General features: G+C 56.9%; 20 protein-coding genes and 1 tRNA gene. 14 read left to right on the forward strand and 7 right to left on the reverse strand.

What is annotated here, in order from left to right; all coding sequences use genetic code 11:
* Nucleotides 1-104 precede the first annotated feature (104 nt).
* Together AC0L7L_RS02985 and AC0L7L_RS02990 are read left to right on the forward strand one after the other, a co-directional pair.
* Nucleotides 105-314 carry a hypothetical protein gene (locus AC0L7L_RS02985; protein WP_272210213.1) on the forward strand — a complete coding sequence of 70 codons (210 nt, stop codon included), beginning with the start codon at nt 105-107 and terminating at the stop codon, nt 312-314.
* 66 nt (nt 315-380) lie between these two features.
* Nucleotides 381-1,604, forward strand: coding sequence for a tyrosine-type recombinase/integrase (locus tag AC0L7L_RS02990; protein WP_473511839.1), 1,224 nt, complete (start codon nt 381-383; stop codon nt 1,602-1,604).
* Nucleotides 1,605-2,383: 779 nt separating this feature from the next.
* Here the strand turns inward: AC0L7L_RS02990 and AC0L7L_RS02995 are convergent.
* Entirely contained in the window at nt 2,384-2,584 is a 201-nt protein-coding gene (locus AC0L7L_RS02995; RefSeq protein ID WP_272210215.1) for a hypothetical protein, read from the reverse strand.
* Nucleotides 2,585-2,789: 205 nt separating this feature from the next.
* On the opposite strand from AC0L7L_RS02995, the gene AC0L7L_RS03000 reads away from it, so the two are divergent.
* From AC0L7L_RS03000 to AC0L7L_RS03010, 3 genes are read left to right on the forward strand one after another with little or no spacing between them, the layout of a single operon-like run.
* Nucleotides 2,790-3,026: a helix-turn-helix domain-containing protein gene (locus AC0L7L_RS03000; protein ID WP_272210217.1), complete on the forward strand. Its 237-nt coding sequence runs from the start codon at nt 2,790-2,792 to the stop codon at nt 3,024-3,026.
* Nucleotides 3,027-3,085: 59 nt separating this feature from the next.
* Nucleotides 3,086-5,278 (forward strand): ATP-binding protein, encoded by a 2,193-nt coding sequence (locus AC0L7L_RS03005; protein ID WP_473511843.1) that lies wholly within the window; start codon nt 3,086-3,088, stop codon nt 5,276-5,278.
* A complete protein-coding gene (locus tag AC0L7L_RS03010; protein ID WP_473511845.1) occupies nt 5,278-6,588 on the forward strand; it encodes a hypothetical protein in 1,311 nt (436 codons plus the stop codon). The genes AC0L7L_RS03005 and AC0L7L_RS03010 overlap by 1 nt, the downstream gene beginning before the upstream one ends.
* Here the strand turns inward: AC0L7L_RS03010 and AC0L7L_RS03015 are convergent.
* On the reverse strand, nt 6,575-7,522 hold the full coding sequence (locus tag AC0L7L_RS03015) for a DNA cytosine methyltransferase (RefSeq protein ID WP_473513754.1): 948 nt from the start codon (nt 7,520-7,522) through the stop codon (nt 6,575-6,577). The genes AC0L7L_RS03010 and AC0L7L_RS03015 overlap by 14 nt on opposite strands.
* Before the next feature lie 93 nt (nt 7,523-7,615).
* On the opposite strand from AC0L7L_RS03015, the gene AC0L7L_RS03020 reads away from it, so the two are divergent.
* From AC0L7L_RS03020 to AC0L7L_RS03035, 4 genes are all read left to right on the forward strand, one after another.
* Nucleotides 7,616-8,044 (forward strand): very short patch repair endonuclease, encoded by a 429-nt coding sequence (locus AC0L7L_RS03020; protein ID WP_473511847.1) that lies wholly within the window; start codon nt 7,616-7,618, stop codon nt 8,042-8,044.
* Nucleotides 8,004-9,182 (forward strand): restriction endonuclease, encoded by a 1,179-nt coding sequence (locus tag AC0L7L_RS03025; RefSeq protein ID WP_473511849.1) that lies wholly within the window; start codon nt 8,004-8,006, stop codon nt 9,180-9,182. Before AC0L7L_RS03020 ends, AC0L7L_RS03025 begins: the two co-directional genes overlap by 41 nt.
* A gap of 780 nt (nt 9,183-9,962) precedes the next feature.
* The gene (locus AC0L7L_RS03030) at nt 9,963-10,940 is read left to right on the forward strand and encodes an SEL1-like repeat protein (RefSeq protein ID WP_473511851.1); all 978 of its coding nucleotides are present in this window, start codon (nt 9,963-9,965) and stop codon (nt 10,938-10,940) included.
* Nucleotides 10,941-11,051: 111 nt separating this feature from the next.
* Nucleotides 11,052-12,179 (forward strand): DNA methyltransferase, encoded by a 1,128-nt coding sequence (locus tag AC0L7L_RS03035; RefSeq protein ID WP_473511853.1) that lies wholly within the window; start codon nt 11,052-11,054, stop codon nt 12,177-12,179.
* 171 nt (nt 12,180-12,350) lie between these two features.
* On the opposite strand, the gene AC0L7L_RS03040 is transcribed toward AC0L7L_RS03035, so the two are convergent.
* Nucleotides 12,351-12,965 (reverse strand): HAD family hydrolase, encoded by a 615-nt coding sequence (locus AC0L7L_RS03040; RefSeq protein WP_473511855.1) that lies wholly within the window; start codon nt 12,963-12,965, stop codon nt 12,351-12,353.
* The gene (gene mutY / locus AC0L7L_RS03045) at nt 12,962-14,038 is read right to left on the reverse strand and encodes an A/G-specific adenine glycosylase (RefSeq protein WP_473511858.1); all 1,077 of its coding nucleotides are present in this window, start codon (nt 14,036-14,038) and stop codon (nt 12,962-12,964) included. The genes AC0L7L_RS03040 and mutY overlap by 4 nt, the downstream gene beginning before the upstream one ends.
* Nucleotides 14,039-14,217: 179 nt before the next feature.
* On the opposite strand from mutY, the gene AC0L7L_RS03050 reads away from it, so the two are divergent.
* The 4 genes from AC0L7L_RS03050 to ppdK all read left to right on the forward strand — a co-directional run bounded on the left by AC0L7L_RS03050 (nt 14,218) and on the right by ppdK (nt 21,916).
* Nucleotides 14,218-14,748, forward strand: coding sequence for a DUF721 domain-containing protein (locus AC0L7L_RS03050; RefSeq protein WP_473511860.1), 531 nt, complete (start codon nt 14,218-14,220; stop codon nt 14,746-14,748).
* 107 nt (nt 14,749-14,855) lie between these two features.
* Nucleotides 14,856-15,533 carry a DsbA family protein gene (locus tag AC0L7L_RS03055; RefSeq protein WP_473513756.1) on the forward strand — a complete coding sequence of 226 codons (678 nt, stop codon included), beginning with the start codon at nt 14,856-14,858 and terminating at the stop codon, nt 15,531-15,533.
* A gap of 84 nt (nt 15,534-15,617) precedes the next feature.
* The gene (locus AC0L7L_RS03060) at nt 15,618-19,079 is read left to right on the forward strand and encodes a chromosome segregation SMC family protein (protein ID WP_473511862.1); all 3,462 of its coding nucleotides are present in this window, start codon (nt 15,618-15,620) and stop codon (nt 19,077-19,079) included.
* Between the two features lie 137 nt (nt 19,080-19,216).
* A complete protein-coding gene (ppdK, locus tag AC0L7L_RS03065) occupies nt 19,217-21,916 on the forward strand; it encodes a pyruvate, phosphate dikinase (protein ID WP_473511864.1) in 2,700 nt (899 codons plus the stop codon).
* Here the strand turns inward: ppdK and AC0L7L_RS03070 are convergent.
* On the reverse strand, nt 21,898-22,809 hold the full coding sequence (locus AC0L7L_RS03070; protein ID WP_473511868.1) for an MBL fold metallo-hydrolase: 912 nt from the start codon (nt 22,807-22,809) through the stop codon (nt 21,898-21,900). The genes ppdK and AC0L7L_RS03070 overlap by 19 nt on opposite strands.
* Before the next feature lie 198 nt (nt 22,810-23,007).
* Between AC0L7L_RS03070 and AC0L7L_RS03075 the strand changes: the two genes are divergently transcribed.
* Nucleotides 23,008-23,081, forward strand: a tRNA-Gln gene (locus AC0L7L_RS03075).
* 443 nt (nt 23,082-23,524) lie between these two features.
* Here AC0L7L_RS03075 and AC0L7L_RS03080 read toward each other — a convergent pair.
* On the reverse strand, nt 23,525-24,346 hold the full coding sequence (locus tag AC0L7L_RS03080) for an HNH endonuclease (protein ID WP_272210237.1): 822 nt from the start codon (nt 24,344-24,346) through the stop codon (nt 23,525-23,527).
* A gap of 230 nt (nt 24,347-24,576) precedes the next feature.
* A complete protein-coding gene (locus AC0L7L_RS03085; protein ID WP_473511871.1) occupies nt 24,577-25,650 on the reverse strand; it encodes an AAA family ATPase in 1,074 nt (357 codons plus the stop codon).
* Between the last annotated feature and the right edge of the window lie 375 nt (nt 25,651-26,025).

Below are 26,025 nucleotides of genomic sequence, written 5' to 3' on the forward strand. Positions count from 1 at the left end.
GAACAAAAACAATTAGTTGACACCACTGGTGGGTCTGGTTTGTTATTAGAGGTGAAGGCCGCTGTGCCTCACCATGACACCAACCCATTGAAAGGACACATGTCATGGAACACGAAACCAACGACTTCATTCTCATTCCGGCAAAAGGCGGCGGGGCACTGGTACGCCGGAGCGAAATCGCCGGAGGTCGCCCGAACGGTGCTGAAGGCGGCATCGTCTACCTCAAATCCGGTCCCTCGGTCTACACGACCGCTAGCATCCCGCAGATCGCGGGATACCTGGAGGCCGAAGTCGCCCACGTCCGCGAGGGCTGACGCCATTGGTGCCGCTGGCATTGACCGGCGGCACCATTCCACGGCTACCATGTGGGGAGGCAGGTCATGACTCTGTACCCTGATGGGCTTCCCTACGACGATATAGACCCTGACACAGCAGCTATTATTGACGCGGAACGCGATGGCGAGCCTGCCGTCGCTCGGCATCGCAAATACCGATCTCACGGGGCATCGCTGGAACTGACCGACGAGCTTGTAGCGCAGGCTCGGAGCCTTGAGACCGAACAGTGGATGTTCGACACCATTAATCGAAGTCTCGCTGTTCGGATCAAACCGACTGGTGGAAAGACCTTCTATTTTTACGGCCAAGCGTCAGACGGTGAAAATTCCCGCCGAATCCGGCTAGGCAGCACAGACGACTACACGGTCAAACAAGCGCGGGTCAAAGCGGAATGGGAGGCATCCTCACCGTCGCTGGTCGCCGAGCCAAAGCTGCGCCGAAGTCTGCCGATCAGCAAAGCGCTGGTAGAGTATTTCGGCGATCATTCACCCGCCGATTCCGATCACTTCAAGACGGTACAGGGCTATTTCTACAGCCACATCGAACCGCGATTTGGTGACCGGCCTTTCTCGGGCGTCTCACGCGAAGAATGGATTGTTCTGGCTGAAACGATTACCTTGGACCAGCGAAGTCGCGGGATCAACTTTCACAAGTCGCTCAAGGCGCTGCTCGGCTGGGCGGTGCGTCGCGGTCTCTTGAAAATCAATCCGCTGCACCACCACAAGCTCGAAATTCCACCCGTCCGCTCCAAGCGCAATCTGGACAAGCATGAACTTGGCGCGATCTACATCGAAGCCGAGCAATTGGGTCAACCGTGGCAGGATATGGTTCGACTGGTGATCCTGACCGGTGAACCCATCGAGTATGTGCGAAAGATGCGCGGGGGCGATATCGACTGGAAACGCGGCATTTGGCACGTGGAGCACAGCGGTGGTTTCGTTAGGCGACGGAGACCATTTCGAAGTGTGTCTCTCACGCCGGAAGCCTTGGCGCTGCTAGACGCGTACCGGAATATTTCCGGGCCATTCTTTCCCTCGCCTGCATCCTTGCACAAGGACGCTTGCCTCAACTATCGGCAGGAAATCCATGAGCAGCTTATCGAGCTTTGCGAGTTCAAGAAGCGGTTCGGTATGGGCGACGTGCGGCGCGGGGTCCATGCGATGGTGAAGGAACTGGGCGGTCTGCCAGAATGGACCTCCTATCTCATGCGGCAATTGCCGACATGGAGGAGTGCTCGACCGATCCGAGACATGGATGATTGGATTTAACGCCGACAGCCCGATCCAATGGAGAAAACAGCATGGCGCAGTCGGGAAACACCGATTGCGCCATTTTCACGCTTGTTGACTCACGGCCAAAGATATTCCGCCCGTAGCCGAGAATCATGTCCGGGGAAACAAGAAACATGGCGCACTAGCCTGTCACACCACCACAAGGCCGGGAAGCAGCTCTCGGCGGGAACCGAAGGAAACAGGCAAGAAACAGACGACCTGGGCAGGAAACACGGTCGCTTCCATTGCCACTTTGTCTGGGCAAGTCGGCATTGCCCGTCGCTTCTAAAGGCCACCTGTAGGCAAAACGGATTAGAAATATGAGGCGAGGACACGTAGTTGGCTGGCGCGCCCCGAAGACTTCGGGGGCGGGAGTTTTTGCGGTGAAATTCATCGGAATCTATTCGCCTAACCTGAGTCACAGCATTTGGTGCCGACTATCGAGTCTGTATGGACGTTACATGAGAGCGAGATGTGCGCACCATGCGACTCCCATTTTCGTCTCTCCACCGAGGTTGTCGCCGGCCTCAGTCATCGGTGCGGAGTAACAGGGTAACGGACCGGCACCCCAACCCAAGCATCTACTTCATGCTCCCGAGCATGAAACGGATCAGGTAACAGGCAATAATCCAGCAGAGAATAACAGGATAAGAATGCAGGAAAGTATTCCAAGGAAAGCTCGACAGGACAGGCAAAGCCCAACCCTTGCCGATTGGGAGAAATCGGCATCAGCCTTCCGGTGAGGATAGAACGTCCAAACCGGAAGGCATCAGCTTTCACTGAAAGTCAGCAGCGTGATGCACCTTTCGAAACGTGGTGCCCCTTGCGCGTTCCCGGCGCATGATTTCGCGCCTTATCCGCCGCCAGCGGCCTTGCTCGAAAGTGTTGGAGCGGTACCATGCAGCGTGTTCTTCCGAGCAGGCCACATCAAAGGCGCGATCATCATCGATTGCCCACAACCTATCAGCTTCAGTCATGATCTCGTTGCGTGGGACCAGGCCGGGCCGGATGGACCCTTCCCAAAAAGCCCATGCGAATGCGCCCCAGATCGGGGAAAGGCAGACCACCCAAATTGTCACCTGGATCCAGTCCATAGAAAAGCCCTCGGAATATCTGAATTTAAGATAACTGAAAATCAGATATAACTGAAGACCCCATCGGGAATCAGATGGGGTAGGCGAGGTGGTAAAGACACTCGGGAGCGCGCGGCACAGGGCACTGATTGCCTACCTGATCGAAGCGCGCGAACGGGCAGGTGTCACCCAAACCGAGCTTGCGGAAAAGCTTGGCGAGTATCAGTCGTTTATAGCTAGACTGGAGAGCGGACAACGAAGGGTGGACGTGGTGGAATTTTTGGAGTTCGCCGAAATACTCGGATTTGACCCGTACAATGCGCTCAAAAAGGTTGAGGCCGCGTGAGAATGCCAAAAGACTTTAGTTTGCTTGTGGTTCGGAAAATAATGAGCAAGAAGTAGTAAATGGACAAAACAGCTAACCCAACCTTCCGACCCAGAGCGCGGCTACTTCAGTTGCTGGGGGATCAACTGATTGGAAGCGCTCGTCTAGCTGTTTTTGAACTTGTCAAAAACGCTTACGATGCGGATGCTTCGAAGGTGGATATTCATTTTTATGATCTCGACAATCCCGACGCTCGAATCGTTATTCGGGACGATGGCGAAGGAATGGATCGCGAGACCATTGAAGAGGTTTGGCTTGAGCCAGGCGCGGACTATCGGGAACGGCAACGGAAAGAAAATAAGCGCAGTGCCCGCTATTTCCGCCTTCCACTAGGTGAGAAAGGTGTGGGGCGTTTTGCGGTCCATAAGCTGGGTACACGCATCGAGCTTAGAACCAGGAAGCAAGATGGCCCAGAATTTACGGTCGAAGTAGATTGGGATTCGTATTCTCAACACCGTTACATGGACCAAGCGCCGGTCTCGGTCATTGAAAGCGCCGATCCGCAATTTGATGCTTCATCAAGCGGCACTCAGATTACCATCTCTGGTTTGAGGGAGACGTGGAAACGAGGTGATATTCGACGACTTTGGAGAAATGTAAAATCGATCTCATCTCCTACCAAGTCACCAGAAAGTTTTTTGGTATCGCTCTCCGTTCCAGACCACGAGGATTGGCTTGCAGGACTACTTGACACTCCGGACTTCCTTGATCGAGCAATGTGGCGCTTCGTGTTCTTATACGAGCGCGGCAAGTACGAGTGGTCATACAATTTTCGACCATTGCCTGGAATTAAGATTGAAGGAAACGAGAAACAGTCTGAAGCGGACGCCCGCCTCAAACTAGCTCCCCACGATCAGAGACTGTTCGGAACGACCGACGAAAACGGCAAGTTCACTAAACGAACAGTTGCTGATTCTGAGTTCACCAAGCTTCAGACCGATAATGGGCCATTGGAGCAGCTTGGCCCTGTGATTGGGGAGTTTTACGGATTCGACCGAGATAGAGACGTCCTCGAGTTTATGGCCGAGGCTGCATCGCTCAACGAATTTCTGGACGAAAATGGTGGGGTTCGCGTCTTTCGCGACGGTGTCCGCGTGTACAATTACGGCGAGCGGGCCGCAGGTGATGACTGGCTCGGATTGGACCAGAGGCGAGTCAATATTCCTACGAGGCGCATAAGCAATAATATCATTCTCGGGGCAGTTGACGTCTCGCTGGAGGCTAGCGGAAATCCGCAACATGGCTTGATTGAGAAGACCAACCGAGAGGGTTTCGTTGAAAATGAAGCCTATGCAAAATTCAAGGCTATTGTTCTTGGCGCGCTTATCGAATTTGAGAATCTTCGCCAGGAAGATAAAGAGCGCATAAAATCCATTCTCAAGACACCTTCAGAAAAAGCCATCGGGGACCTTACTGACCCGATAAACGCGCTGAGGGATGAGCTTGAAAAACGAAAATTGTCGGAAGCTCTGGGCAATCACCTGAAGGCAATAGAGCGCAAGTTCAACGAAATGAAGGAGGTGATGACCCATTCTGGTAATGCTGGTCTGAATCTGGGAATCCTGTTTCACGAAATTGATCGGGGTGTCAAAGGCCTGACAAACGATATTCGGAGGAAGGCACCGGCTGACGAGCTTTTGAGCCGGGCCGAGCACCTCAGCCAGCTACTAGATGGCTTTTCGACGCTCTTGCGAAAAGATAAAAAGAAGAAGCAGCGCATAAAGACGATCTTGCGAGAGTCGAAGCTCCTCAACGACAACCGTTTTGTCGCCCACGATGTTGTTTTCTCCTGCCCGCCGCTCGTTGCTGAACAGGACGATTTCGAAGTCAATGTTTCATTCGGAATGATTCTTGGCGCACTCTCTAACTTGATCGACAATGCGATCTATTGGTTGCAGGTAAAATGGCCGGAGAATTCCGAAGATAGAAAGAGGCGGGCGATCTACATCGGAACAACCGACTATTTTGAAGAGGGGCCTGCAATAGTGGTTGCAGACAATGGCGTTGGCCTCCCCTTGGATACCAGCTCGCTATTGAAACCATTCGTTACAATGAAGCCGGATGGGATGGGGCTTGGGCTATACTACGTAAATCTGGTTTGCGAACTCAATAATGCGCGCCTTGTGGTATCACCTGACCCCGAGGACGTAGGCATTCCCCCAGCCTATGATGGCGCTGCATTTGCAATTATTTTCAATCAGGAAATCAAATAATGTTTCCAGGCGCAAAGATCATCGCTGTGGACGATGAAGTGGATGAACTGGAAAAGATTGTATCGTCCCTCCGCAAGCTGGGCTTGGCCTGTATTGCTTATAACTATCCCGACGAGCTACCCGAAGAATTTCCGAATGGCTCAGGGCTTCGTGTACTCTTTTTGGATATTAACCTGATTGGAGGTGCTTCGCCGGACCAAGATGCGAATGTCTTTAACGCGCCAGTCAGCTTGATTGATAGGCTCGTGTCGGACAGCAATGGTCCTTATGCTCTGATCACTTGGTCAAGCACTGATCTCCATGATCGATTGATCGAGCGGATCGCAGCAACCGCCTCGCTCGCGCACAAGCAGCCATTTTATTCTAAAGCTCTTTCCAAGGATGAATATTCCAATGCACCCGAGAAACTGAAGGAGGAGGTGCAAAAGATTTTTTCAGAGAATGCGCCATTCGGCGCGCTTCTGGATTGGGAAAAGCGGGTATGCAGGGCTGGCGAAACTGTCCTACGGGACGTTAGTGGTTTGGCCCTTGAGTTCGAGGGTGCAAGTGCGTCGGAAAAGATGGATCGAATGCTGAGCAAGCTCGCCGTTGATGCGTTTGGAAAAGCTCACGTCGAGGCCCATGTGTTTGAATCCGTAAATGAAGCGTTGATGCCATTGCTCGGCGATGCCTTGAACATTCAATTCAATGCGGAGTCAGATGACGGTATCTGGAAGACTGCTGTTACAAAGCACGATGAAACAGATGGCCTCGGTACTGCGGCTATATCGAAACTTAATACCGCTGTCGTTTTTGAAGCCTCCGATACATTTGTAGCTTACCGGAGGGGTGCAGTAATCGAGCTACCAGAGGCTTGGTGCGAGGATGAAGAATTTGAGCGTAGATTTGGGGCAAAGCCATCGCAAGTTCGCGGTGGCATTCTCAAACTCGAAAAGCCGAAGAAGCCCGCCTGGGTTTTGATCCAAGCCCAGGCTGCGTGCGATTTTGCCCAGGGCAATGTTGGCCCGCTCCCCTTCCTATTAGCCGCGATAGTGCCAAGTGACCATCAAAGGAAGGCCAATGCAGCCGGGGAACCACTTGGCCTGCCAGCCACTGTTTGGAAAACACCTGAGTTGTGCTGTGAGAGCGTCTTTGCCGATAAGGATTTTCACTTCGAGATCATTCATGGGATTCCATGTCAAATTACTCGAAAGGTTCTGGATGAGCTTGGGTGCAAGGTGATTGGCCGACTAAAGGAGCAGATAGTTGCATCGCTGGCGTTCGAGCATCACAGCCACGGTTCTCGACCCGGTTTCGTCAGTTTTCGCTGAGAGTTCGCACTATTTCAGTCATCACTGGCGGGCAGACACCATTGCCCAACATGTGAACTTTTTGACGGCGGGTTCCCGTTTCGAGCTTGTAGTTCCTTGTAAAGCCCATCGCTTTGGTAAGCTCGGGGACCTGCAACATGCGCATTTGGTGCCCGGCTTCGGAGGGCACGACCAATGCAAATCGATCAACAGTTGTAATCGTCCGTAGCGGCCTGTTCAGCGGCTGCCAACCACCTGAGCCATCCGTTCCATAATAAACTATGAGGAAGGGCGTTTGCTCCCCCACAGCCGCCATGCCCCTTTGAGCGCGTTCTAGCGTAGCTTTTGCGCGTCTTTCGGTATGCAGAGCAGTGGTTCTCCATGTTCCCGGGCAGTCAAGAATGTCCAGCACACATTTGCGTTTTTTGCGCTTTGGAGTGGCAACAGTCACCGGATCAGTCCCAAGCCCACAAACAAGAAAAAGTCTTCGGCGGCTCTGGGCGACGCCGAAATCAGAAGCATCCAAGACCATTTCGGATATTGTGTAACCTAGCGCAGCCAGTTCTGACTTCATTTCATCGTACCGAGACCACGGGCGCATATGGACCACGTTTTCCATGACCACCCATTTCGGCTTGAAGGCCTTGGCGAAACGAATGGTCTGCATGGCCGTCGCTCGGCTCTCCTCTGATCGAGGCGCTGATCCCTTCGCACAGGTGTGGTTGGTGCATTCTGGAGATGCCAGAAGAAGATCGATATCACCTATCTCATCCCTCAACTTCGAAGGTGAAAAGGTCTCAAGCCTACCCGTCTTAACGACCGCGTTTGGGAAGTTATTCTTGTAGGTGGACGTAGCAACGTCCCACATATCGATTCCGCAAACGATTTCGGCCCCGGCACTACGTGCGCCGAAGCTGCTGCCGCCACCACCGCAGAACATATCAAGAACCCGGATCGACCTACTCCTTACAAAAACTCAATCCGCGATCTCGTACCAGGTTGCGAGGGTGCTGACCAGGTGCCATCTTGTTCCAGAGGAATTTTCTTGATGGCTGACGTTCTTACGCTCTCTCAGAGAAGTTACTGCATGTCGCGAAACCGCGGCTCAAACACTAAACCAGAAATCCTTCTAAGAAGTGAAATCTGGAGTCGGGGCCTGCGATATCGACTGAAGTCGAAGGTCATTGGAAAACCTGATATAATTATGCACGGGCTAAAGATTGCAGTATTTGTCGATGGATGTTTTTGGCACGGGTGTCCCAAACATAGCATTCAGCCTAAATCAAACAGCGAGTTCTGGATTGCCAAGCTTGAAAAGAATAAGCGTCGGGACTCCGAAGTTTCAGAAGCTCTTCGGCAGGACGGATGGCTTGTGCTGCGATTCTGGGAACACGATGTCGTAAAGGATTGTATCCGGTGTGCCGATGAAATCGAAAATGCAGTCCGAGGCCGCAGGCGACATACTGCGCACGGCTGATCTCAAGAACACGGACCTGATTGTCGATTGTATTTATGAAGGCGGCCGGAGAGGCAACGCTGGCGATGATCCGCTAAATGCTCTCCTTGGTGTGAGCAACCAGGGAGGTTTTCGGATACTTGGTAGCCGTGAAGCCCCAAGGTTGATCGTAATGACCACATCTCTGGCAGACGCCGACTGGCCCGATTTTCTGGATCATGAAACCGGGCGCTTCACCTATTACGGCGACAACAAGAAGCCGGGTTCAGACCTTCACGGGACAAGTCGGTATGGAAACAAGCTTCTCAGGTGGGTTTTCGAAAACGCCCATTCCGGCATCGAAGGGCGGCAGCGCGTCCCACCCATTCTTGTCTTCTCTGCCGCTGGAACGCATCGCGATATGAGGTTTCTCGGCTTGGCTGTTCCGGGAGCAGACGGAGTGCCCTTAACTGAAGACCTTGTAGCAGTCTGGAAATCGGCAGGTGGTCTCCGGTTTCAGAATTATCGGGCGATGATGACCATTTTGGATATACCTCGCATTAACCGGACTTGGTTGCGATCAATTATCGATTCAACAAACAGCGTTGCCGATGGGCCGGAAGCATGGGTGCTCTGGAAGCGGACAGGCGGGTTCCGACCACTTAAGGCTGAGAAAACTCTAAAATATCGGACACGAGCGCAACAGGAGCCGCAAACGCCGGGACAAAAAGAGGTCATCGCTTCGATCTTGCGAACTTTTGAAGGCGAACCGGTCAAATTCGAACGCTGTGCAGGCCGGATTGCGGAACTATTGCTCGGGCAGGTGACGCAAATAGACATCACACGACCCACCCAAGATGGTGGACGAGACGCGGTTGGAAAGTATCGGATTGGCGGTGCGGCCAATGGCGTTGAAGTTGAGTTTGCGATGGAGGCAAAGTGCTACGCCCCTCACGTGAGCGTGGGAGTGAAGGAACTATCCAGGCTGATTTCTCGCCTTCGCCATCGGCAATTTGGACTCCTGATAACAACATCCTTTGTGGCGGCTCAGGCCTATCAGGAAATTAAGGACGATGACCATCCGATCATCGTCGTATCGGCACGTGACATCGCAGAAATCCTTGAGCAAAACGGACTGGCAGGACCTACGGAGCTGGCCGGATGGCTATCGCAATTTTAGCGTTGGTTGCTCTTGCTCACCAAGGAAAGCGCCGTTTGCCTCCCTCGGACCCGCCTTCCTTCGCTTTGTGCGAAGGCGGCTCCGAGGAAAGCAAACTCTCTTATATCCCTATCTCTAACTCTATCTTGTGGCCGCAGAGTTGTACCCCGATCAGGCCGGGCTTTCGATGGGATGGAGATCGACAGAGAAATTGGCGGAAAACGGCGGATTTTGCCACAGCCAGAACGGCGCGATGTCTTAGCCCGGCGTGCTACCCCGGTGCTACCCGGAGCATTTCAGCGGAAAGCTGCAATCACCTAAGTTATTGATTTTGTTGGTGCACCCGACAGGATTCGAACCTGTGACCTCTGCCTTCGGAGGGCAGACGCTGATCACAAAAGAAAGCGAGGCCGCTCAAACCGTCTGGCAGACGGTCAGCGACACTTTGCAAAGGCTGCATTCCGCGGCAGGGGCGGACGCGGTCGTCCCTGCCTGATCGCCACATGGCTGCATGCTTCCCATTTTCCGCGAATGCCGTTCCCCATTTTGGGGGCCACTGCCTCTTGGCAAGATGGATAAGAACGGCACAGCAGGAGGTTTTCGCAGATGCGACACTTGGCCTTGGCTGTTAGAAATTTCTGGCGGGTCGGGCTTTGGCGGACGGCTGCCCGATACTGGCCGCGCGCCAACAGCGCGAGGAGATCGCGCGGGCTTCATCGTTGCACCTCAGGCGTGTTCTGGCTAACCTGAAATTGTATCGTGGTGTTGTGACATGAGGCGGCCGTTGGTGCCGAAGGGGAATTGCTGAGAAAAATTTCTTTTATCCTGCTTGTTTTGTTGTTTTCTGCAGGACCGCTTGGCTTTGCTGGTCTTGTCTTCGAGAGCCAGGCGCTGGCCCAGCAGACCGAAGATGAAGACAGCACAAGAGGCATAGAGCTGGATGCGGAAATACGCAGGAGCATTTCCCGGGGCTGGTACAGTGATTTCATGCTGATGCTGTCTGCCTTTCTCGGCGACGGCGCCAGCCAGAACAATCTCGGTATACAATATCTCACAGGTGTTGGCCGTCCACGCGATCCGGAAGATGCAGCCATCTGGTTCGAAAAGGCGGCGACCAAGAACATTACCTCTGCTCAGGCCATTCTCGGGTCGCTCTACATGTCTGGGGAAGGCGTTCCCGTCGACTATTCAAAGGCAGCTCTTTATCTGCGTCCGGCGGCGTCAAACGGGCACAAGCAAGCACAGTATAATCTAGGGGTACTCTACCAGCAGGGCTGGGGTGTTGAGCAGGACGACGGCGAGGCCTTCACTCAGTTTCATAGCGCCGCTGCACAGGGATATATGCTGGCGGAGTTCAACGTTGGCATATATTTCCTGCAAGGAATTTATGTCGAGCAGAATGATCAGAAAGCCTTCGAATGGCTGGAGCGGGCCGCCTACAAGGAAATGCCTGAGGCACAACTCAATTTCGGCTATCTCTACGAGCATGGAATAGGCACGGACCGCGATATCAGCAAAGCACTCCGTTGGTACAAAAGAGCGGCACGTCAGGGGCTGAGTGACGCGCAGTTCGTCACAGGCATGTTCTACCGCAACGGAAATGGCGTTGAGAAAGACTGCGATCAGGCTGTGCACTGGCTGATCAATTCAGCCGAGCAGAACCATCGTGATGCCTTAAAAGAGCTCGGTTTTATGTATGAACACGGGCTTTGTGTTCCCTATGATCCCGGCGAAGCCAAGGAATGGTATGCCCGCGCCGGTGCATTCAAACGCGGCTGATTGGAGCAAGGCTTTTCCGCTTTGTCACTCAATCTCAATCCTTTGGTAACCAAAACAGGAGAGAATCCGGACAGTCACCAGTTGTTGAGTACCTGTACAAGCGAGTAACACATGGTTCCGGTCACTGCCCTTAAGACGAAGGCGGCATCGCCCGCGCGCGCCGAATGGATTGACACCATCCTCAAGGGTGATTGCGTTGCGGCGCTCGAAGCGCTCCCGGATCATTCGGTCGATGCGATTTTCGCCGATCCGCCCTACAATCTCCAGCTCGGCGGCGTTCTCCACCGGCCCGATCAGTCGAAGGTCGATGCCGTCGATGACGCCTGGGACCAGTTCGCCTCTTTTGAGGTTTACGACGCCTTTACCCGGGCATGGCTGCTGGCCTGCCGCCGCGTTTTGAAGCCGAACGGCACCATCTGGGTGATCGGCTCCTATCACAATATTTTCCGCGTTGGCGCCAAGATGCAGGATCTCGGCTTCTGGCTCCTCAACGATATCGTCTGGCGCAAGACCAACCCGATGCCGAATTTCAAGGGTCGACGGTTCCAGAACGCGCATGAGACGATGATCTGGGCCAGTCCTTCTGCCGATTCCCGTGGCTACACCTTCAACTATGACGCCCTGAAGGCGGCCAATGACGATGTGCAGATGCGCTCCGATTGGCTGTTCCCGATCTGCTCGGGCGGCGAGCGGTTGAAGGGGAACGACGGCAAGAAGGTACATCCGACGCAAAAGCCGGAAGCGCTGCTGTCGCGGATCATTCTGTCCTCAACCAAGCCCGGTGATGTTGTGCTTGATCCTTTCCTCGGCTCTGGCACAACGGCCGCTGTTGCCAAGCGTCTCGGCCGGCATTTCGTCGGTGTCGAGCGTGAACAGGACTATATCGATGCCGCCACCGCCCGTATTGCTGCCGTAGAGCCGCTGGCCGATGACATGCTGGCGCCGACACCGAGCAAGAAATCGCTGCCGCGCGTGGCTTTCCTGTCGCTGATCGAAAGCGGCCTTCTGGCCGCCGGTGACCGGTTGACCTCGCCCAAGGGCGATTTCACGGCCCAGGTTCGGGCAGACGGCACCCTTGTGAGCGGTGAAGACAGTGGTTCGATCCATCGTCTCGGCGCGCGCGTTCAGGGGGCGGAAGCGTGCAATGGCTGGACATACTGGCACTATGATGAGGGCGATGAGCGCTACCCGATTGACCGGCTGCGCGGGCGCATTCGCGCCGCCATGGCCAGCACCTGAATTCGTGCATGTCTACATTAGGACTTTGTCAACCATATATAGAAATTATTCATAAGTTTCCCATATAGGTTGAATTATTCCCTGCAGCAGCGTTGCGGTTCAGGACCTCCGGACAACACGCAGCAAATTCCGGGCCCGGTATAAATCGGGCCCGGTCTTATTTTGAGGGGATCAGGCGGTAATGCCGAAAGATGCGAAATCGGCTTTCAGCGTCTTGGCATCTGTGAAACGAACCGCATTCCAGCCTGCAGCCTTTGCCCCTTCAACATTGACGGCCTTGTCGTCAATGAACAGCGTTGCCTCGGGCGCAAGGCCGAATTCCTCGGCGTGGCGGTCGAAAATATCGCGGTCGGGTTTGACCATCCCGACTTCGCCGGAAACGGTGATGCCACGGCCCTCTTCGAGAAACGGGTAGCGGGCTCGGCAGATGCTGAAGGTATCGGGCGCAAAATTCGTCAACAGCGTCACATCCCGCCCCGAGGCGATCAACGACTGGTAAAGTGCGACTGAATCTTCATAAACATAGGGAATCATCTCTTCCCAATGAGCGCGAAAAGCCCGGATGTTGTCGGCCTCTTGCGGGTGACGGGCGATTGCCTCGGCTTCTGCTTCAGGCCAGGGGCGCCCGCGGTCCTGCTCGTGGTTCCAGGCATCGGTGCAGACCTCGGCAAAGAAACGGGCGCGTTTTTCCGGGTCCGGAATGATGCGCGAGAACGGCACCAGCGGGTCGTAATGCACCAGTACATGGCCGATGTCATAGACGATGTGGCGGATTTCAGTGGTCATGATCTCTCCCTGCGGGCCTTGAATGCGTCAGGTATAGCCTGCGTGATTGCCTTTTTCATTACACTGGGAAGGGCTTCTTCACCAAGTGCGGCGATTTTAGTCCAGCGTGCCCCGGCCACCGGGCGTTCGCCAAGGTTTGCGTGCCAGATGGCGAGCCTGAGCTCAAAATGGGTGAAGACGTGAACGACTTCGCCCTTGGCCGTCCAGTCTGCGGTAAACGGGGCGGCACCCGCTCCGGTTTCACCGTCAATCCTTGCGGTCCAAGCGGTTGTCGGCACCTCCGCCATGCCGCCGAGAAGACCTTTGTTTTCGCGGGTTTTCAGCAGTATCCGTTGGTCTGGCGTTTCCGCGATGAAGGCCGCGCCCCGGCGCACAGGCCGTGCGGCTTTCGGCATTTTCAGTGGAAAGCGCTGCGGGTCGTCGCGGGCAAGCGCGATGCAGTCATCGCGCAGCGGACAGAGCACGCAGGCCGGCCGTTTCGGTGTGCAGATGGTGGCGCCCAGATCCATCATCGCCTGTGCGAAATCGCCCGGGCGCTGGTCGGGCGTCATTTGTCTGGTGTGCGTTTTGATGTCCGGTTTGGCTTTCGGCAACGGCGTTTCGATGGCAAAAAAACGCGTGATCACGCGTTCGACATTGCCATCGACAACGGCCTCCGGACGGTCGAAGGCAATGGCGGCAATCGCTGCGGCGGTATAATCGCCGATGCCGGGCAGTGCTTTCAGCCCTTCGAAAGTCTCCGGAAATGCGCCGTCATGTTCGCGCGCCAGCACTTCGGCGCATTTTTTCAGATTGCGGGCACGGGCGTAATAGCCGAGCCCCGCCCAGGCGGCCATCACCTCATCTGTGTCCGCGGCGGCGAGATCTGATACCTTTGGCCAGCGCGTGAGGAACTTGTCGAAATAGGGTTTGACCGCCTGTACGGTGGTCTGCTGCAGCATGATTTCTGAAAGCCAGACGTGATAGGGGTCGGGCAGGACGCCTTGCGCCTTATCGGCAGGGCCGACGCGCCATGGCAGTTCCCGGTGGTGGCGATCATACCAGACGAGAAGCTTTCGGGCGAAATGATCCATGATGTCCTTGCTTTCATGCGCGGTCCTCATCGCTTATCGCGGAAGACCTTCGCCGGGCAATATATGTACGGAAATTACCTCGTGCTTTTCCGTCCTCCCTGTTCATTGCGGGACAAATTCACTAAGGTCTGCAAACCTTCTGCCGCATGACGCGGCCGACTTTGTGAAGGTTTGGAAAAATGCGTTCGTTCCGCCAGAAAAATGCCAGCCAGATTGCCGATGTGGCCAACAGCCTCATCGACCCGATTCTTGCGCGTCGCTCGGGCATTTCGACAGCGCTGCTTGGGGCCTGGGACGAAATTGCCGGCGCAGCCTATGCTGATTTTTCGCGGCCGGAAAAGATCGTCTGGCCGAAACGTCCTTCCGAAAGTGAAGATGGCGGCTTCCGGCCCGGATGCCTGACGATTGCCTGCGAAGGCGCGCGCGTTCTGTTTCTGACTCACGCGCAGGACGAGCTGATCCATCGGGTCAACGGCTTTTTCGGCTATTCGGCGATCGATCGCATCAAGGTGATCCAAAAACCGGTGCAGCCGCCGGGCGGACGCCGCAGGCCGCCACCGCAGCTTTCCCCGGCTGAAGCGCGTGACCTGGAAGCGCGGCTTTCAGGCATCGAGTCTGAGAAACTGCGCGCGGCGATCATGCGGCTTGGCGCAGGTGTGATGAGCGAAAAGCGCAAAAAAGGAAGCGTCGGCCGCAAGGAGCGAGGTTGATGGCTCATTTCGCAGTCACATATGTTTGAAGGTCGGGCAGGTGTGCCGGCTTGTGAAAACGTTCGCCGGTCGCTAGTGAAGGTTAAACGGGAAACCAGATGAGAGACATGAAAATGGCTGAATTCGAGATCACCAAGCGGACCCTTTTGCGCGGCGTTGCTGCCGGTGGCGCGGTGGCGGGGCTGTCCTTTGCCCCTTCCGCTTTTGCCCAGAGCGCTGAACTTCCCAAAAGCACGGGCAATGTCGACATGGAAAAGGCGCTGCAGCCCGGACCTCTTGTGGACATATCGATGGGCGAGGAAGATGCGCCGGTCAAGATCATCGAATATCTGTCTATGACCTGCCCGCACTGCGCCAATTACCAGGAAGATACCTTTCCGGCGATCAAGGAAAACTACATCGACACCGGCAAGGTCTATTACATCTTCCGCGAATTCCCCTTCGATCCGCGCGCCATGGCGGCCTTCATGCTGGCCCGCTGTGCCCCGAACGGAAAATATGTGCCCTTCATGGACATGATGTTATCGCAGTTGAGGACCTGGGCAACGGCCGAGGATGGCAGCGCGGCAATGCTGCAAATGGCGAAACTGGCCGGTTTTACACAGGAAAGCTTCCAGGCTTGCTTGACGGACCAGACTCTGCTCGATGAAATAAATGCTGTAAGAGAGCGCGGGGCGGAAGAATTCGGCATCAATTCAACGCCGACCTTTCTGATCAACGGCAAGAAATATTCGGGGGACATGTCGGTTGACACTATGTCGGCCCTTATCGACAGCATGCTCTGAAATAACGTCCGCTGAGATTTTGGCGCGCGCCGGGAAAGGCGCGCGCTTTTTTGTGTCTGCAGCCATGTTGTGGGGCGGCAGACGATGAAGTTCAATCGCCTGCGTCTTGTTGGTTTCAAGTCCTTCGTCGAGGTGGGCGACTTCGTCATTGAACCCGGCCTGACGGGCGTGGTCGGCCCCAATGGCTGTGGCAAGTCCAACCTGGTTGAGGCGCTGCGCTGGGTGATGGGCGAAAATTCCTATAAAAATATGCGCGCCTCCGGCATGGACGACGTGATTTTTTCGGGATCCGGCAACCGTCCGTCGCGTAATTCGGCCGAAGTCGGCCTTCATATCGACAATTCAGACCGCACCGCACCGGCAGCCTTCAACGACAGCGACGAGATCCAGGTCTCACGCCGGATCACCCGCGAGCAGGGGTCGCTCTACCGCATCAACGGCAAGGAGGCCCGCGCCAAGGATGTGCAGCTTCTGTTTGCCGATGCCTCGACCGGTGCGCGCTCACCTTCGATGGTCGGGCAGGGGCGGATCGGGGAACTGATCCAGGCCAAGCCGCAGGCCCGCCGTCAATTGCTGGAAGAAGCGGCCGGCATTTCCGGCCTTTATTCGCGCCGCCACGAGGCAGAACTCAGATTGCGCGGTGCCGAAACCAATCTGGAACGGCTGGAGGATGTCACCGCCCAGCTTTCCAGCCAGATCGAAAGCCTGAAACGTCAGACCCGGCAGGCCACGCGGTTTAAGTCATTGTCTGCCGGTATCCGCGCGCATGACGCCATTCTTTTGCATCTGCGTTGGGTGGAGGCGAAGAAGGTTGAGGCCGAGGCGACCAGCGCACTCAATCAACTGACGACTGCTGTGGCCGGACGCGCCAACGAGCAGATGGAAGCGGCCAAGACACAGGCTGTTTCCGGTCTCAAAATGCCGGAACTGCGTGATGAAGAGGTCAAGGCCGCTGCTCTACTCCAGCGCTTGCAGATTGCCCGCCGCCAGCTTGAAGATGATGCCGCGCGGATGATGCGCCGCCGCGACGAGCTATCGCGCCGCCTGCTGCAGCTTGCCGAGGATATCCGCCGCGAGGAGGCGATGGTCGCAGACAACAGCGCCATTCTTGAGCGGCTTGCCACCGAAGAGGCCGAGCTTTCAGAGTTGCTGGAATTTTCCGGTGAGGAGGTTGCCGGTGCGCGCGAAACCATGGATGAGGCGGCGGCGCGGCTTTCCGAAAGCGAAGCCACCCTGACCGCACTGACGTCCGAGCGGGCCGAGGCCGCTGCCAATCGCGCCCAGCTGGAGCGCGCGATTACCGATCTGACCGACCGGCGGGCGCGGCTGGAAAAACAGATTGGTGAGGCTGACAGCGAGCTCAACGGCATTTCTACCCGCATGGCCGCGCTACCGGACCCCGGGGAAAAGCGCGAGGCGCTGGATGCTGCCCAGAACGCCGAGGAAGAGGCCTATGGTGCGCAGGAGAGCGCGGAGGAGAACCTTGCCGAAGCGCGCCGCAATGAAGCGCTGACCCGTCAACCGGTGGAAGCGGCAAAGGCAAGGCTTTCCGAAATTGAGACCGAGGCGCGGACCATTGCAAACATGCTTTCGGCCAGTGCCGCCGCCGGTGATTTCACACCGCTTGCCGATCTTCTCAGCATCGAACAGGGATATGAAACCGCGCTTGGCGCCGTACTGGGCGATGATCTGGAAGCGCCTCTGCAGGCCGAAGCGCAGGCACATTGGCATGGCAATGGCGATGGTGCGGATGATCCGCCGCTGCCGGCTGGCTGCCGACCGTTGAGCGAAAGGGTCGATGCGCCGCCAGAAGTGATGCGGCGGCTGAAACAGGTTGGCCTCGTTGAGGACGGCGAGGGCCAGTCTCTGATGCGTTCACTTTCGCCGGGGCAGGAACTGGTGACCAAAGACGGTGCCGTTTTCCGCTGGGATGGCTATGTGAAAGGGGCTGATGCGCCAAGTGCGGCAGCTCTCAGGCTCTCCCAGAAAAACCGGCTGGCTGCGCTCGAGGGTGAGCGGCGTGAGGCGGAGGTGACGCTAGAAGATGTCCATCAGCGCCAGCAGCAGGCCGGCGACGAAGTCCGCACCGTCGAGGGCGCGCTTTCCGCGGCCAGAGAAGCTGTCCGTATGGCCGGTCGAATGGTGGCGGATGCGCGCGCGGCTCTTGCCGAAGCCGAGCGGGCGTCCGGTGAACTGGTGCGCCGCCGCGATGTCGTGGCTGAAACCCGCAGCCAGCTCGCCGGCCAGCTTGAGGATGTCGCAATTCGCCACGAGGAAACCGAAGCTCAGCTTGCCGCAGCGCCCGATTTTTCACAGCTTGAACAGCGTCTCGCCACGCAAGGCGCGGAGGTCGGCCGGATGCGCGGCGAACTGGCCGAAGCGCGCGCGCGCCATGATGGGCTGATGCGCGAAAACGATGCGCGCAAACGCCGGATCGTAGCGATTGGGCAGGAACGCGCCAGTTGGGAAAACCGTGCAAAGGGCGCTGAAGCGCAGATCGCCACGCTGAGGGCGCGCGAGGAAGAGGCACGTGATGAACTTGAAGGCCTTGATGAGGCGCCGGAGGAACTGGAGGACAAGCGCCGCCAGCTGACGCGCGAACTGGAAACCGCCGAAACCGCTCGCACGGCTGCCGCCGACCGGCTGGCCGAGGCGGAGGAAGCCCAGCGCGAGGCCGACCGGCATGCCGCCAAGGCGCTTGCCGACCTTGCCGAGGCACGCGAGAAAAGAGGGCGTGCGGAAGAGCGTCTGGTATCCGCGCGCGAGCGGCGCGAGGCGGCCGAAGCGCGTATTGGCGAAGTCCTGGAGGTCGCCCCCCATGAGGCCTTCCGCCTGACCGGCCTTGCGCCCGATGCCGATCTGCCTGATCCGATGGCGGTTGAGCGCGCGCTCGAACGCCTGAAGGTCGAGCGCGAACGCCTGGGCGCGGTCAATCTGCGTGCGGAAGAAGAGCAGGCCGAGCTTTCCGAGAAACTCGAGGATCTGGTGCGGGAACGCGACGATATCCTTGATGCCATCCGCAAATTGCGCGGTGCCATCCAGAGCCTCAACCGTGAGGGGCGTGAGCGCCTGCTGGCGGCCTTCGATGAGGTCAATGACCAGTTCCAGCGGCTGTTTATCCATCTGTTTGGCGGCGGCACGGCCGAACTGCAACTGATCGAGTCGGATGACCCTCTGGAGGCCGGCCTCGAAATCCTCGCCCGCCCGCCCGGCAAGAAGCCGCAGACGATGACGCTTCTGTCGGGCGGCGAGCAGGCGCTGACGGCGATGGCATTGATTTTTGCGGTGTTCCTCACCAATCCGGCGCCGATATGCGTGCTCGACGAGGTCGATGCTCCCCTCGACGATCACAATGTCGAGCGCTACTGCAATCTGCTGGACGAAATGGCGGAAACCACCCAGACCCGCTTCATCGTTATCACCCACAACCCGATCACGATGGCGCGGATGGACCGGCTCTTCGGTGTGACGATGGCGGAGCAGGGGGTCTCGCAGCTTGTTTCGGTCGATCTGAGAACGGCCGAAAAACTCGTTGAGGAAGCCTGATCGCGCGCTGTCTTGAAGCGCCCACCTGGATTTTTCTCTTTTCTCCAATTCTCATTTCGGTGCCGATGCTCTAACGTCCCGGAAAACAACAGTGAAAACGGGTGCCGTTGCGGCGCATCCGGCAACCGGGCGGATAGATGGCGAACTGGGTTTACGGTTTCGGTTTCAGCGAGGCGGAAGAACATGAGATTGACCGGGACCGGCTGGGCGGCAAGGGCGCGAGTCTCGCCGAAATGTCGCGCATGGGGCTGCCTGTGCCACCGGGGCTGACCGTGGTTTCCGATGTCTGTCTTCATTTCTACGAAAACGCCAAGACCTTTCCCGAAGGCCTTAAGGAGGAGGTTGCCGAAGGCCTGAAGCAGATTGAGCAGGCGACGGGCAAGCTTTTCGGCCGTGGTGAAAACCCGCTGCTGGTGTCGGTGCGCTCGGGGTCGCGCGTTTCCATGCCCGGGATGATGGATACGGTTCTCAATCTGGGGCTGAACGACGAGACGGTTGGACTTCTCGCAGACCATACCGGTGATCCGCGCTTTGCGTGGGACAGCTACCGCCGCTTCATCCAGATGTATTGCGACGTGGCACTGGGGCTCGATCAGGAATTTTTCGAGGAGCTGCTGGAAGAGCGGCTTTCCGAACTCGGCCACGCCTATGAAACCCAGCTGACGGCCGGCCAGCTTGAAGACCTCGTTACAAGTTACAAGGAACTGGTTGAGGACGAGCTTGACGACGCCTTTCCGCAAGACCCCTATGAACAGCTCTGGGGGGCCATCTCGGCTGTGTTTTCAAGCTGGACCAGTGCGCGTGCCACCACCTATCGCGCGCTTCACGCCATCCCCTTCGAATGGGGCACAGCCGTCAATATTCAGGCGATGGTATTCGGCAATCTCGGCAATGACTCGGCCACCGGCGTTGCCTTCACCCGCAATCCCTCGACGGGTGAAAACGCGCTCTACGGCGAGTTCCTTGTCAATGCCCAGGGCGAGGATGTGGTTGCCGGGATTCGCACGCCGCAAAGTGTAACGGAGCCTGGTCGCATTGCCTCCGGCGGTGAAAAACCGTCGCTGGAAAAGCTGATGCCGGAGGCGTTCCGGGAGCTTGAAACCGTTTCTGCCCGGCTGGAGCGCCATTATGGCGACATGCAGGACATGGAATTCACCATTGAGCGCGGCACGCTTTTCATGCTGCAGACACGGGCGGGCAAGCGCGCTGCCGCTGCGGCCATGAAGGTTGCGATGGATATGGCCGATGAGGGGCTGATCACCCGTTCGGAAGCAATCATCCGCGTCGATCCGGCAACGCTCGACCAGATGCTGCATCCGACCATAAAGCCAGGTTACAAGGGCCATCAGATCGGCTCCGGCCTGCCCGCGTCCCCCGGCGCCGTGACCGGCGAAATCGTGTTTACCGCCGAAGAGGCGATGACCGCCCATGCCGAGGGCCGCAAGGTCATCCTGGTGCGCACCGAGACCAGCCCCGAAGATATTCACGGCATGACGACCGCAATTGGCGTTTTGACAACGCGTGGCGGCATGACCAGCCATGCCGCTGTGGTGGCGCGCGGCATGGGCGTGCCCTGCGTGACGGGCGCCGGCAATATGCGGGTCGACCGCTTCGCCAACATATTGCACGGGGTTGGCGGAACGATGCTGCATGCGGGCGACACGGTGACCATCGATGGCGCGACCGGACGTGTGATGAAGGGGACCGCTCCGACCCAGAAACCGTCACTTTCGGGCAATTTTCAGCGGCTGATGGAATGGGCCGATGATGTCCGGCGCATGAAGGTCAGAACCAACGCCGACACGCCAGGTGACGCCCGTGCCGCGCGCGATTTCGGTGCGGAGGGTATCGGGCTTTGCCGCACCGAGCACATGTTCTTCGATGGTGGTCGCATTCATATGATGCGCCGGATGATACTGGCGGAAACCGAAGATGGGCGCAGGCAGGCGCTGGACCAGCTTTTGCCGATGCAGAGAGCCGACTTCGAGGAACTGTTTGCCATTATGCACGGCCTGCCGGTGACCATTCGCCTGCTTGACCCGCCGCTTCATGAGTTCCTGCCCAAGACGGCTGGCGAGGTCGAAGACGTCGCTGAGGCGCTGGGTATGGAAACCGACGCGCTGCGCCATCGGCTTGACGCGCTTCATGAATTCAATCCGATGCTCGGCCATCGCGGTTGCAGGCTGGCGATCTCCTACCCTGAGATAGCCGAAATGCAGGCGCGTGCGATCTTCGAGGCCGCCATCGCCGCCGCGCGCACGACCGGTGAGCCTGTTGTACCGGAAATCATGGTCCCGCTTGTGAGCCTGCGTGCCGAGCTTGACTATGTGAAGGCGCGGATCGACGAGGTTGCACATGCGGTTATGGCGGAAAGCGGGATGGAGATTTCCTATCTCGTCGGCACCATGGTCGAACTGCCGCGCGCCGCCCTCAGGGCCCACGAGATTGCGGAAACGGCCGCCTTTTTCTCGCTCGGCACCAACGACCTGACGCAAACAACCTTCGGGCTTTCACGTGACGATGCGCCAAGCTTCCTCAGCACCTACCAGAAAAAGGGTATCATCGAGCGCGATCCGTTCATTTCACTCGATTTCGATGGTGTGGGAGAGCTGATGCAGCTTGCCACCGAACGCGGACGGCAGACCAAGCCGGACCTGCAGGTCGGCATCTGCGGCGAGCATGGCGGTGATCCGGTTTCAATCCGCTTCTGCGAGGGGCTTTTGCTCGACTACGTCTCCTGTTCGCCGTTCCGCGTGCCAACGGCCCGTCTTGCCGCGGCACAGGCGACGATCCGGCAGGCCGGGGAAAACCGCGGCGATCAGCCGGCAAGCCGGTAGCGGCCACCCAACACAGGCGGACCGTCAGTTGCAGCCCTGCCGCTTTCGACAAGGGCCTCCAGATGGGCAAGCACGGAAAGGGCGGCAGCGCCGTGAAGTTTCCGGTCCGTGGTGCGGTAGATCACCTCCACCATTTCGGCAATCGTCTGATCGCCAACCGCGAGCCGTTCGATGATCGCCCGTTCGCGCATGCGCCGGTGTGAGCGGATGCCGCGGACGAAACCATGTGCTGATTTCACCGGCGCGCCATGGCCCGGCAGATAAATGGTTTCCGGGCGCGTCAGCAGTTTTTCGAGCGAGGCGATATAATCATTCATCGACCCGTCGGGTGGCGCGACGATGGTTGTCGACCAGCCCATGACGTGGTCTCCTGAGAACAAAAAAGGGGTGCCTTCCAGCGCAAAGGCGAGGTGGTTGGCGGTGTGGCCGGGCGTGTGCAGCGCGCGCAGTAGAAAACCGTCGACGGTCAGCTGCTCGCCGTCACCGATTTCCAGATCCGGCACCAGGCTCATATCCGCGCTTTCCGCAAAAGGGTTTTGCTCCCCTTCATGCAGTGGGCGCGCCGCAGTATGCGGGGCGAATGCGACAATCGGCGCACCGGTTGCAGCCTTCAGGCGGCGGGCCATCGGGGTGTGGTCGAGATGCGTATGGGTCAAGGCGATGTGCTCGACCCTTCGGCCCGCGATCGCCTTTATCCATATCTCGAAATGGCCCTCGATATCGGGCCCCGGATCGATGATGGTCAGCGTGTTGTCGCCGACGAGGTAGCCGTTTGTGCCATGGAAGGTGAAAGGCGAAGGATTTTCAGCGGTCAGCCGGGAAACACCATCGGTAATCGCGACTGTTCGACCGTAGGCCGGATCGAATGCGCGTTCAAACTCAGGCTCGTTCATGATCTTCTCCGTGCCTGCAATGTGCGGCCTGAAGGAACCTATCTGACATCGTTGCGACAGATTGCAAGTGCGGCGAGGGGGGGCAGGGCCTTGCGTGATGATAAAAACTCGGACGAGCGACCGATTTAGTCGTTGTGGCCTGCGGTGAGCTTTGCTAAGAGGCATGTCGTTCCGCAGGTGTTATTCCAGCGGACATGTTGGGGTATAGCCAAGCGGTAAGGCACCGGTTTTTGGTATCGGCATCCCTGGTTCGAATCCAGGTACCCCAGCCATATCGATCTTCTGATGACAATGAAGCATAAGAATGCACGAAATCGCCATTTCTCGTGCACCCCCGAGTCAAGCGATTTCTCGGGATTTGCAAATTTTCTTTGAAAATCAAATTAAATCAGATACTTGTGTCTTTATTGGATCAGATCGCGATGAAGATCGGGATTCTGTCATGTTAGGACTTTAATCAGAGTTCAGCTCTTGCCCCCGGTTTTCTTGAAGAGGCGGAAGCCCAAAGCGTGCGGGGCAAAGCATCCTGAACGCACCCTCAACCACATATATGCGCCCGCAGTTTTCCTGGCGCGGCATCTGGGAACGACAGCTTAGCGCCCCCATTTCGGACGTCCAGAGATTGCCGACCTGATCCGAAAAGCTGCCGTTCGTGACGTCGCGTGCGAAGGTCTGCAGAGGGCCGATAGCGGTTAACTCACCGAGGCCTCCGAAGCTACCCATTCAATGGGAAGTCCTTCAGCCGTTTGATTGAAGCAATCAATTTGAGGCGGAGGCTGTCATTTTCTTTATCAAAATGCAACTTTCGATGACAGTTCGGGCAGCACACAACTGCATTATCTGTTGTGTCCGGGCCACCTTCGCCAAGTGACCTCACGTGATGTACTTCCAAGAATGGTTCGCCATTTAGGCGTTTAAACGGGGCCGCGCTGCCGCAATTCTCACAATTTCCAGCGGCTTCTCTGAGTACCCAAGCGATGACTTCTGGATCTCGAACATACCGCTCTAGTGTGGTGGAACTCTTGGGGACCTTGTGGTGCCCTTTTGGGACTGGTGGTTTTCTTGTGTGAATCCGCCTGAGCGCGCGCTCGACGCGTTCAGTTAGTTCTTTTGGATCCGCTGTAGGTGTTTCTGCCGAAGCAGGACCTAACACCCAATATCGACGCTTAAGACCGTGCTGGGATGGTAAGATACCTTTTTGATTGCAGTAATCCAAGAAGCCTTGATCTATAGCGTCATAGCCCTCGTCACTAGGCCCCAATGCTTCGCCGAATAGACTGGACAGCACCATGTTTGTCTTCCGACCATCCCGTTCAGCAAGATTGTCAGCATGGCTAATGTCGTTGTTTACGTATCCAGCGAATTTGCCGGGAGCAAATCGAAAACTACCGTGAATTTGCACAACAGCAAAGAGTTTGCCGTTTTTGATCCGCGCATCGTGAAATCGTCTCTCGCTTACGTTGGTGCTCTCGCCATAGAGATAGAGTGTTTCGATATTATCGAGGACTTGTTCAACAGTGCTTACGATTTCATCCATAACAACCCCAGTCGCTAATGTGGTTGATTTACCAGTAGCATAGGTAACATATAGGCCGCGCGCACCTACTGTGTCTTCTTTGAAAGCCGCAGCGTAGCATCGGCAAGATTGCTAAAGGTCAGTGATGGGCCGGAAGCCACAAGGCGCCTCTTGGTTCCCAAGGTCCGTTTAGTCTACCTTGTTGCCACAACTTGCCTGACAGCTCCCGGCCCCTTCGCCGTCATACGCCATCAATGCAGCATCGGTCGGTTTTCCAGCCTATCTGCTCGCTCAAGCATTCGGATGACCGACCTGAGGCTCAGCGCCGGTTTTCTGCCGGCAAACCTCTCGATGACTTCGGTGATGATCTCGATCGAATTCTCCGACAATCCACGGCGCCGCCCTTCCTGACTGGCGAAGGCGGTGAGAGCCGGTGTGCTGAGCTCAGTCAGGTTGATGGTGACAAGCCGGCTTAACAGCGGTTCCGACACTCCGTCGAGGCTGTTTGCCGTCAGGATCCAGCCAACCCAGCGCATGTCGAAGCGGAGTTGATAGAAAGGACACTCCCATCGTCGCGATGTTTCTGGTTCCAGCAAGGGCAGCAGACTGTCAGCAATGCTGTGCCGCTCTCCCCGGGTGGATACGGCCGCAGTTGCTTTCTCGATCTCATCAAGGACAATGATTGGGTTGGCGACCAAGTGCGTTATTATTGTCGCAACCGGCTTTCCTGCATGAGCGGAACTCCAACCACGCTGCACGCCGCCGACTGAAAACGAGGACTGCTCCACGGTGGCATCGATCGTGCGCAGCGGCACATCGAGAGCGGCACTGGTCCGGCGCGCCCAGGTACTTTTGCCGATCCCAGGTGGACCGACCAGCAACATCGGGGGAAGCCGGAAACCAGGATCACCCCGGCGGACCTGAGTTCGCATTGCGTACCAGACGTGCTCAGTAGCAGGGGCCATCCACGGCATTTCCGTATGCAGTGCGGATGCTATCTCGTCGGCCTCTGTTTCGGTTTCGATGCGGCGCAATTCAACACCGCCCGAAAGCATCTCGATCTGCTGACGGTCATCGGCCTTGAGATGCGAAAATCCGGAAGCTCGGTGGCGGTTTTGTTCAATTCTGTTGACCCGGCGCCTGATGCGCGCGTGATCCTCACGGGTGACTGTATCAGCGGCTCTCTGCCAGTCCTCCTTTTCCCGCTCTTCCGGCGAGAGCTTTGCCTCCCGCAGCTTTCGAAGGTGCTCTTCGAAACGGCGCGTGACCTCGATGGTATTGAGGGGCTCGAAGAACCGGGCTTCGACAAAGGTTATGCGGGTCATGGGTACTCAAGCTGACGGTGATAGGCGTGGACGAATACTGAGGAGCAGTAATGTGGAGGGCGGATATTCGGGGCCAGGTGTGGCCGCCTTCAAACAGGAGGCGGAGATAGCACCAATATCAAACGCTTTTAAAGTCCTGATTTTTCCACATAAATAATTGAATACGTTGATTTAATGCGAGAAAGGAAACTCCGCCTTGTTGGCAGTCAAAGACCCGGGCGGCGTGCATGTGAAACAGCCGCGCGAATACCCGAAACGGGTTCGGAATTTCTCATCGCACGGCCAGACGCATACCCTGAAAGAGCGGCCATCTGAGGTTTTCGCATTTCGTATGATTTGCGTATCGAACTGACGAAGCAGCCGTCGCCACACTAA

The sequence above is a fragment of the Martelella sp. K41-7 genome (assembly GCF_055808365.1).

What these genes read in the sequence shown, in the direction of transcription:
- AC0L7L_RS02985 (WP_272210213.1), top strand. Translation starts at nt 105, where the DNA reads ATGGAACACGAAACCAACGACTTCATTCTCATTCCGGCAAAAGGCGGC.
- AC0L7L_RS02990 (WP_473511839.1), top strand. Translation starts at nt 381, where the DNA reads ATGACTCTGTACCCTGATGGGCTTCCCTACGACGATATAGACCCTGAC.
- AC0L7L_RS02995 (WP_272210215.1), bottom strand. Translation starts at nt 2,584, where the DNA reads ATGACTGAAGCTGATAGGTTGTGGGCAATCGATGATGATCGCGCCTTT.
- AC0L7L_RS03005 (WP_473511843.1), top strand. Translation starts at nt 3,086, where the DNA reads ATGGACAAAACAGCTAACCCAACCTTCCGACCCAGAGCGCGGCTACTT.
- AC0L7L_RS03010 (WP_473511845.1), top strand. Translation starts at nt 5,278, where the DNA reads ATGTTTCCAGGCGCAAAGATCATCGCTGTGGACGATGAAGTGGATGAA.
- AC0L7L_RS03020 (WP_473511847.1), top strand. Translation starts at nt 7,616, where the DNA reads ATGGCTGACGTTCTTACGCTCTCTCAGAGAAGTTACTGCATGTCGCGA.
- AC0L7L_RS03025 (WP_473511849.1), top strand. Translation starts at nt 8,004, where the DNA reads ATGCAGTCCGAGGCCGCAGGCGACATACTGCGCACGGCTGATCTCAAG.
- AC0L7L_RS03035 (WP_473511853.1), top strand. Translation starts at nt 11,052, where the DNA reads ATGGTTCCGGTCACTGCCCTTAAGACGAAGGCGGCATCGCCCGCGCGC.
- AC0L7L_RS03040 (WP_473511855.1), bottom strand. Translation starts at nt 12,965, where the DNA reads ATGACCACTGAAATCCGCCACATCGTCTATGACATCGGCCATGTACTG.
- mutY (WP_473511858.1), bottom strand. Translation starts at nt 14,038, where the DNA reads ATGGATCATTTCGCCCGAAAGCTTCTCGTCTGGTATGATCGCCACCAC.
- AC0L7L_RS03050 (WP_473511860.1), top strand. Translation starts at nt 14,218, where the DNA reads ATGCGTTCGTTCCGCCAGAAAAATGCCAGCCAGATTGCCGATGTGGCC.
- AC0L7L_RS03055 (WP_473513756.1), top strand. Translation starts at nt 14,856, where the DNA reads ATGAAAATGGCTGAATTCGAGATCACCAAGCGGACCCTTTTGCGCGGC.
- AC0L7L_RS03060 (WP_473511862.1), top strand. Translation starts at nt 15,618, where the DNA reads ATGAAGTTCAATCGCCTGCGTCTTGTTGGTTTCAAGTCCTTCGTCGAG.
- ppdK (WP_473511864.1), top strand. Translation starts at nt 19,217, where the DNA reads ATGGCGAACTGGGTTTACGGTTTCGGTTTCAGCGAGGCGGAAGAACAT.
- AC0L7L_RS03070 (WP_473511868.1), bottom strand. Translation starts at nt 22,809, where the DNA reads ATGAACGAGCCTGAGTTTGAACGCGCATTCGATCCGGCCTACGGTCGA.
- AC0L7L_RS03080 (WP_272210237.1), bottom strand. Translation starts at nt 24,346, where the DNA reads ATGGATGAAATCGTAAGCACTGTTGAACAAGTCCTCGATAATATCGAA.
- AC0L7L_RS03085 (WP_473511871.1), bottom strand. Translation starts at nt 25,650, where the DNA reads ATGACCCGCATAACCTTTGTCGAAGCCCGGTTCTTCGAGCCCCTCAAT.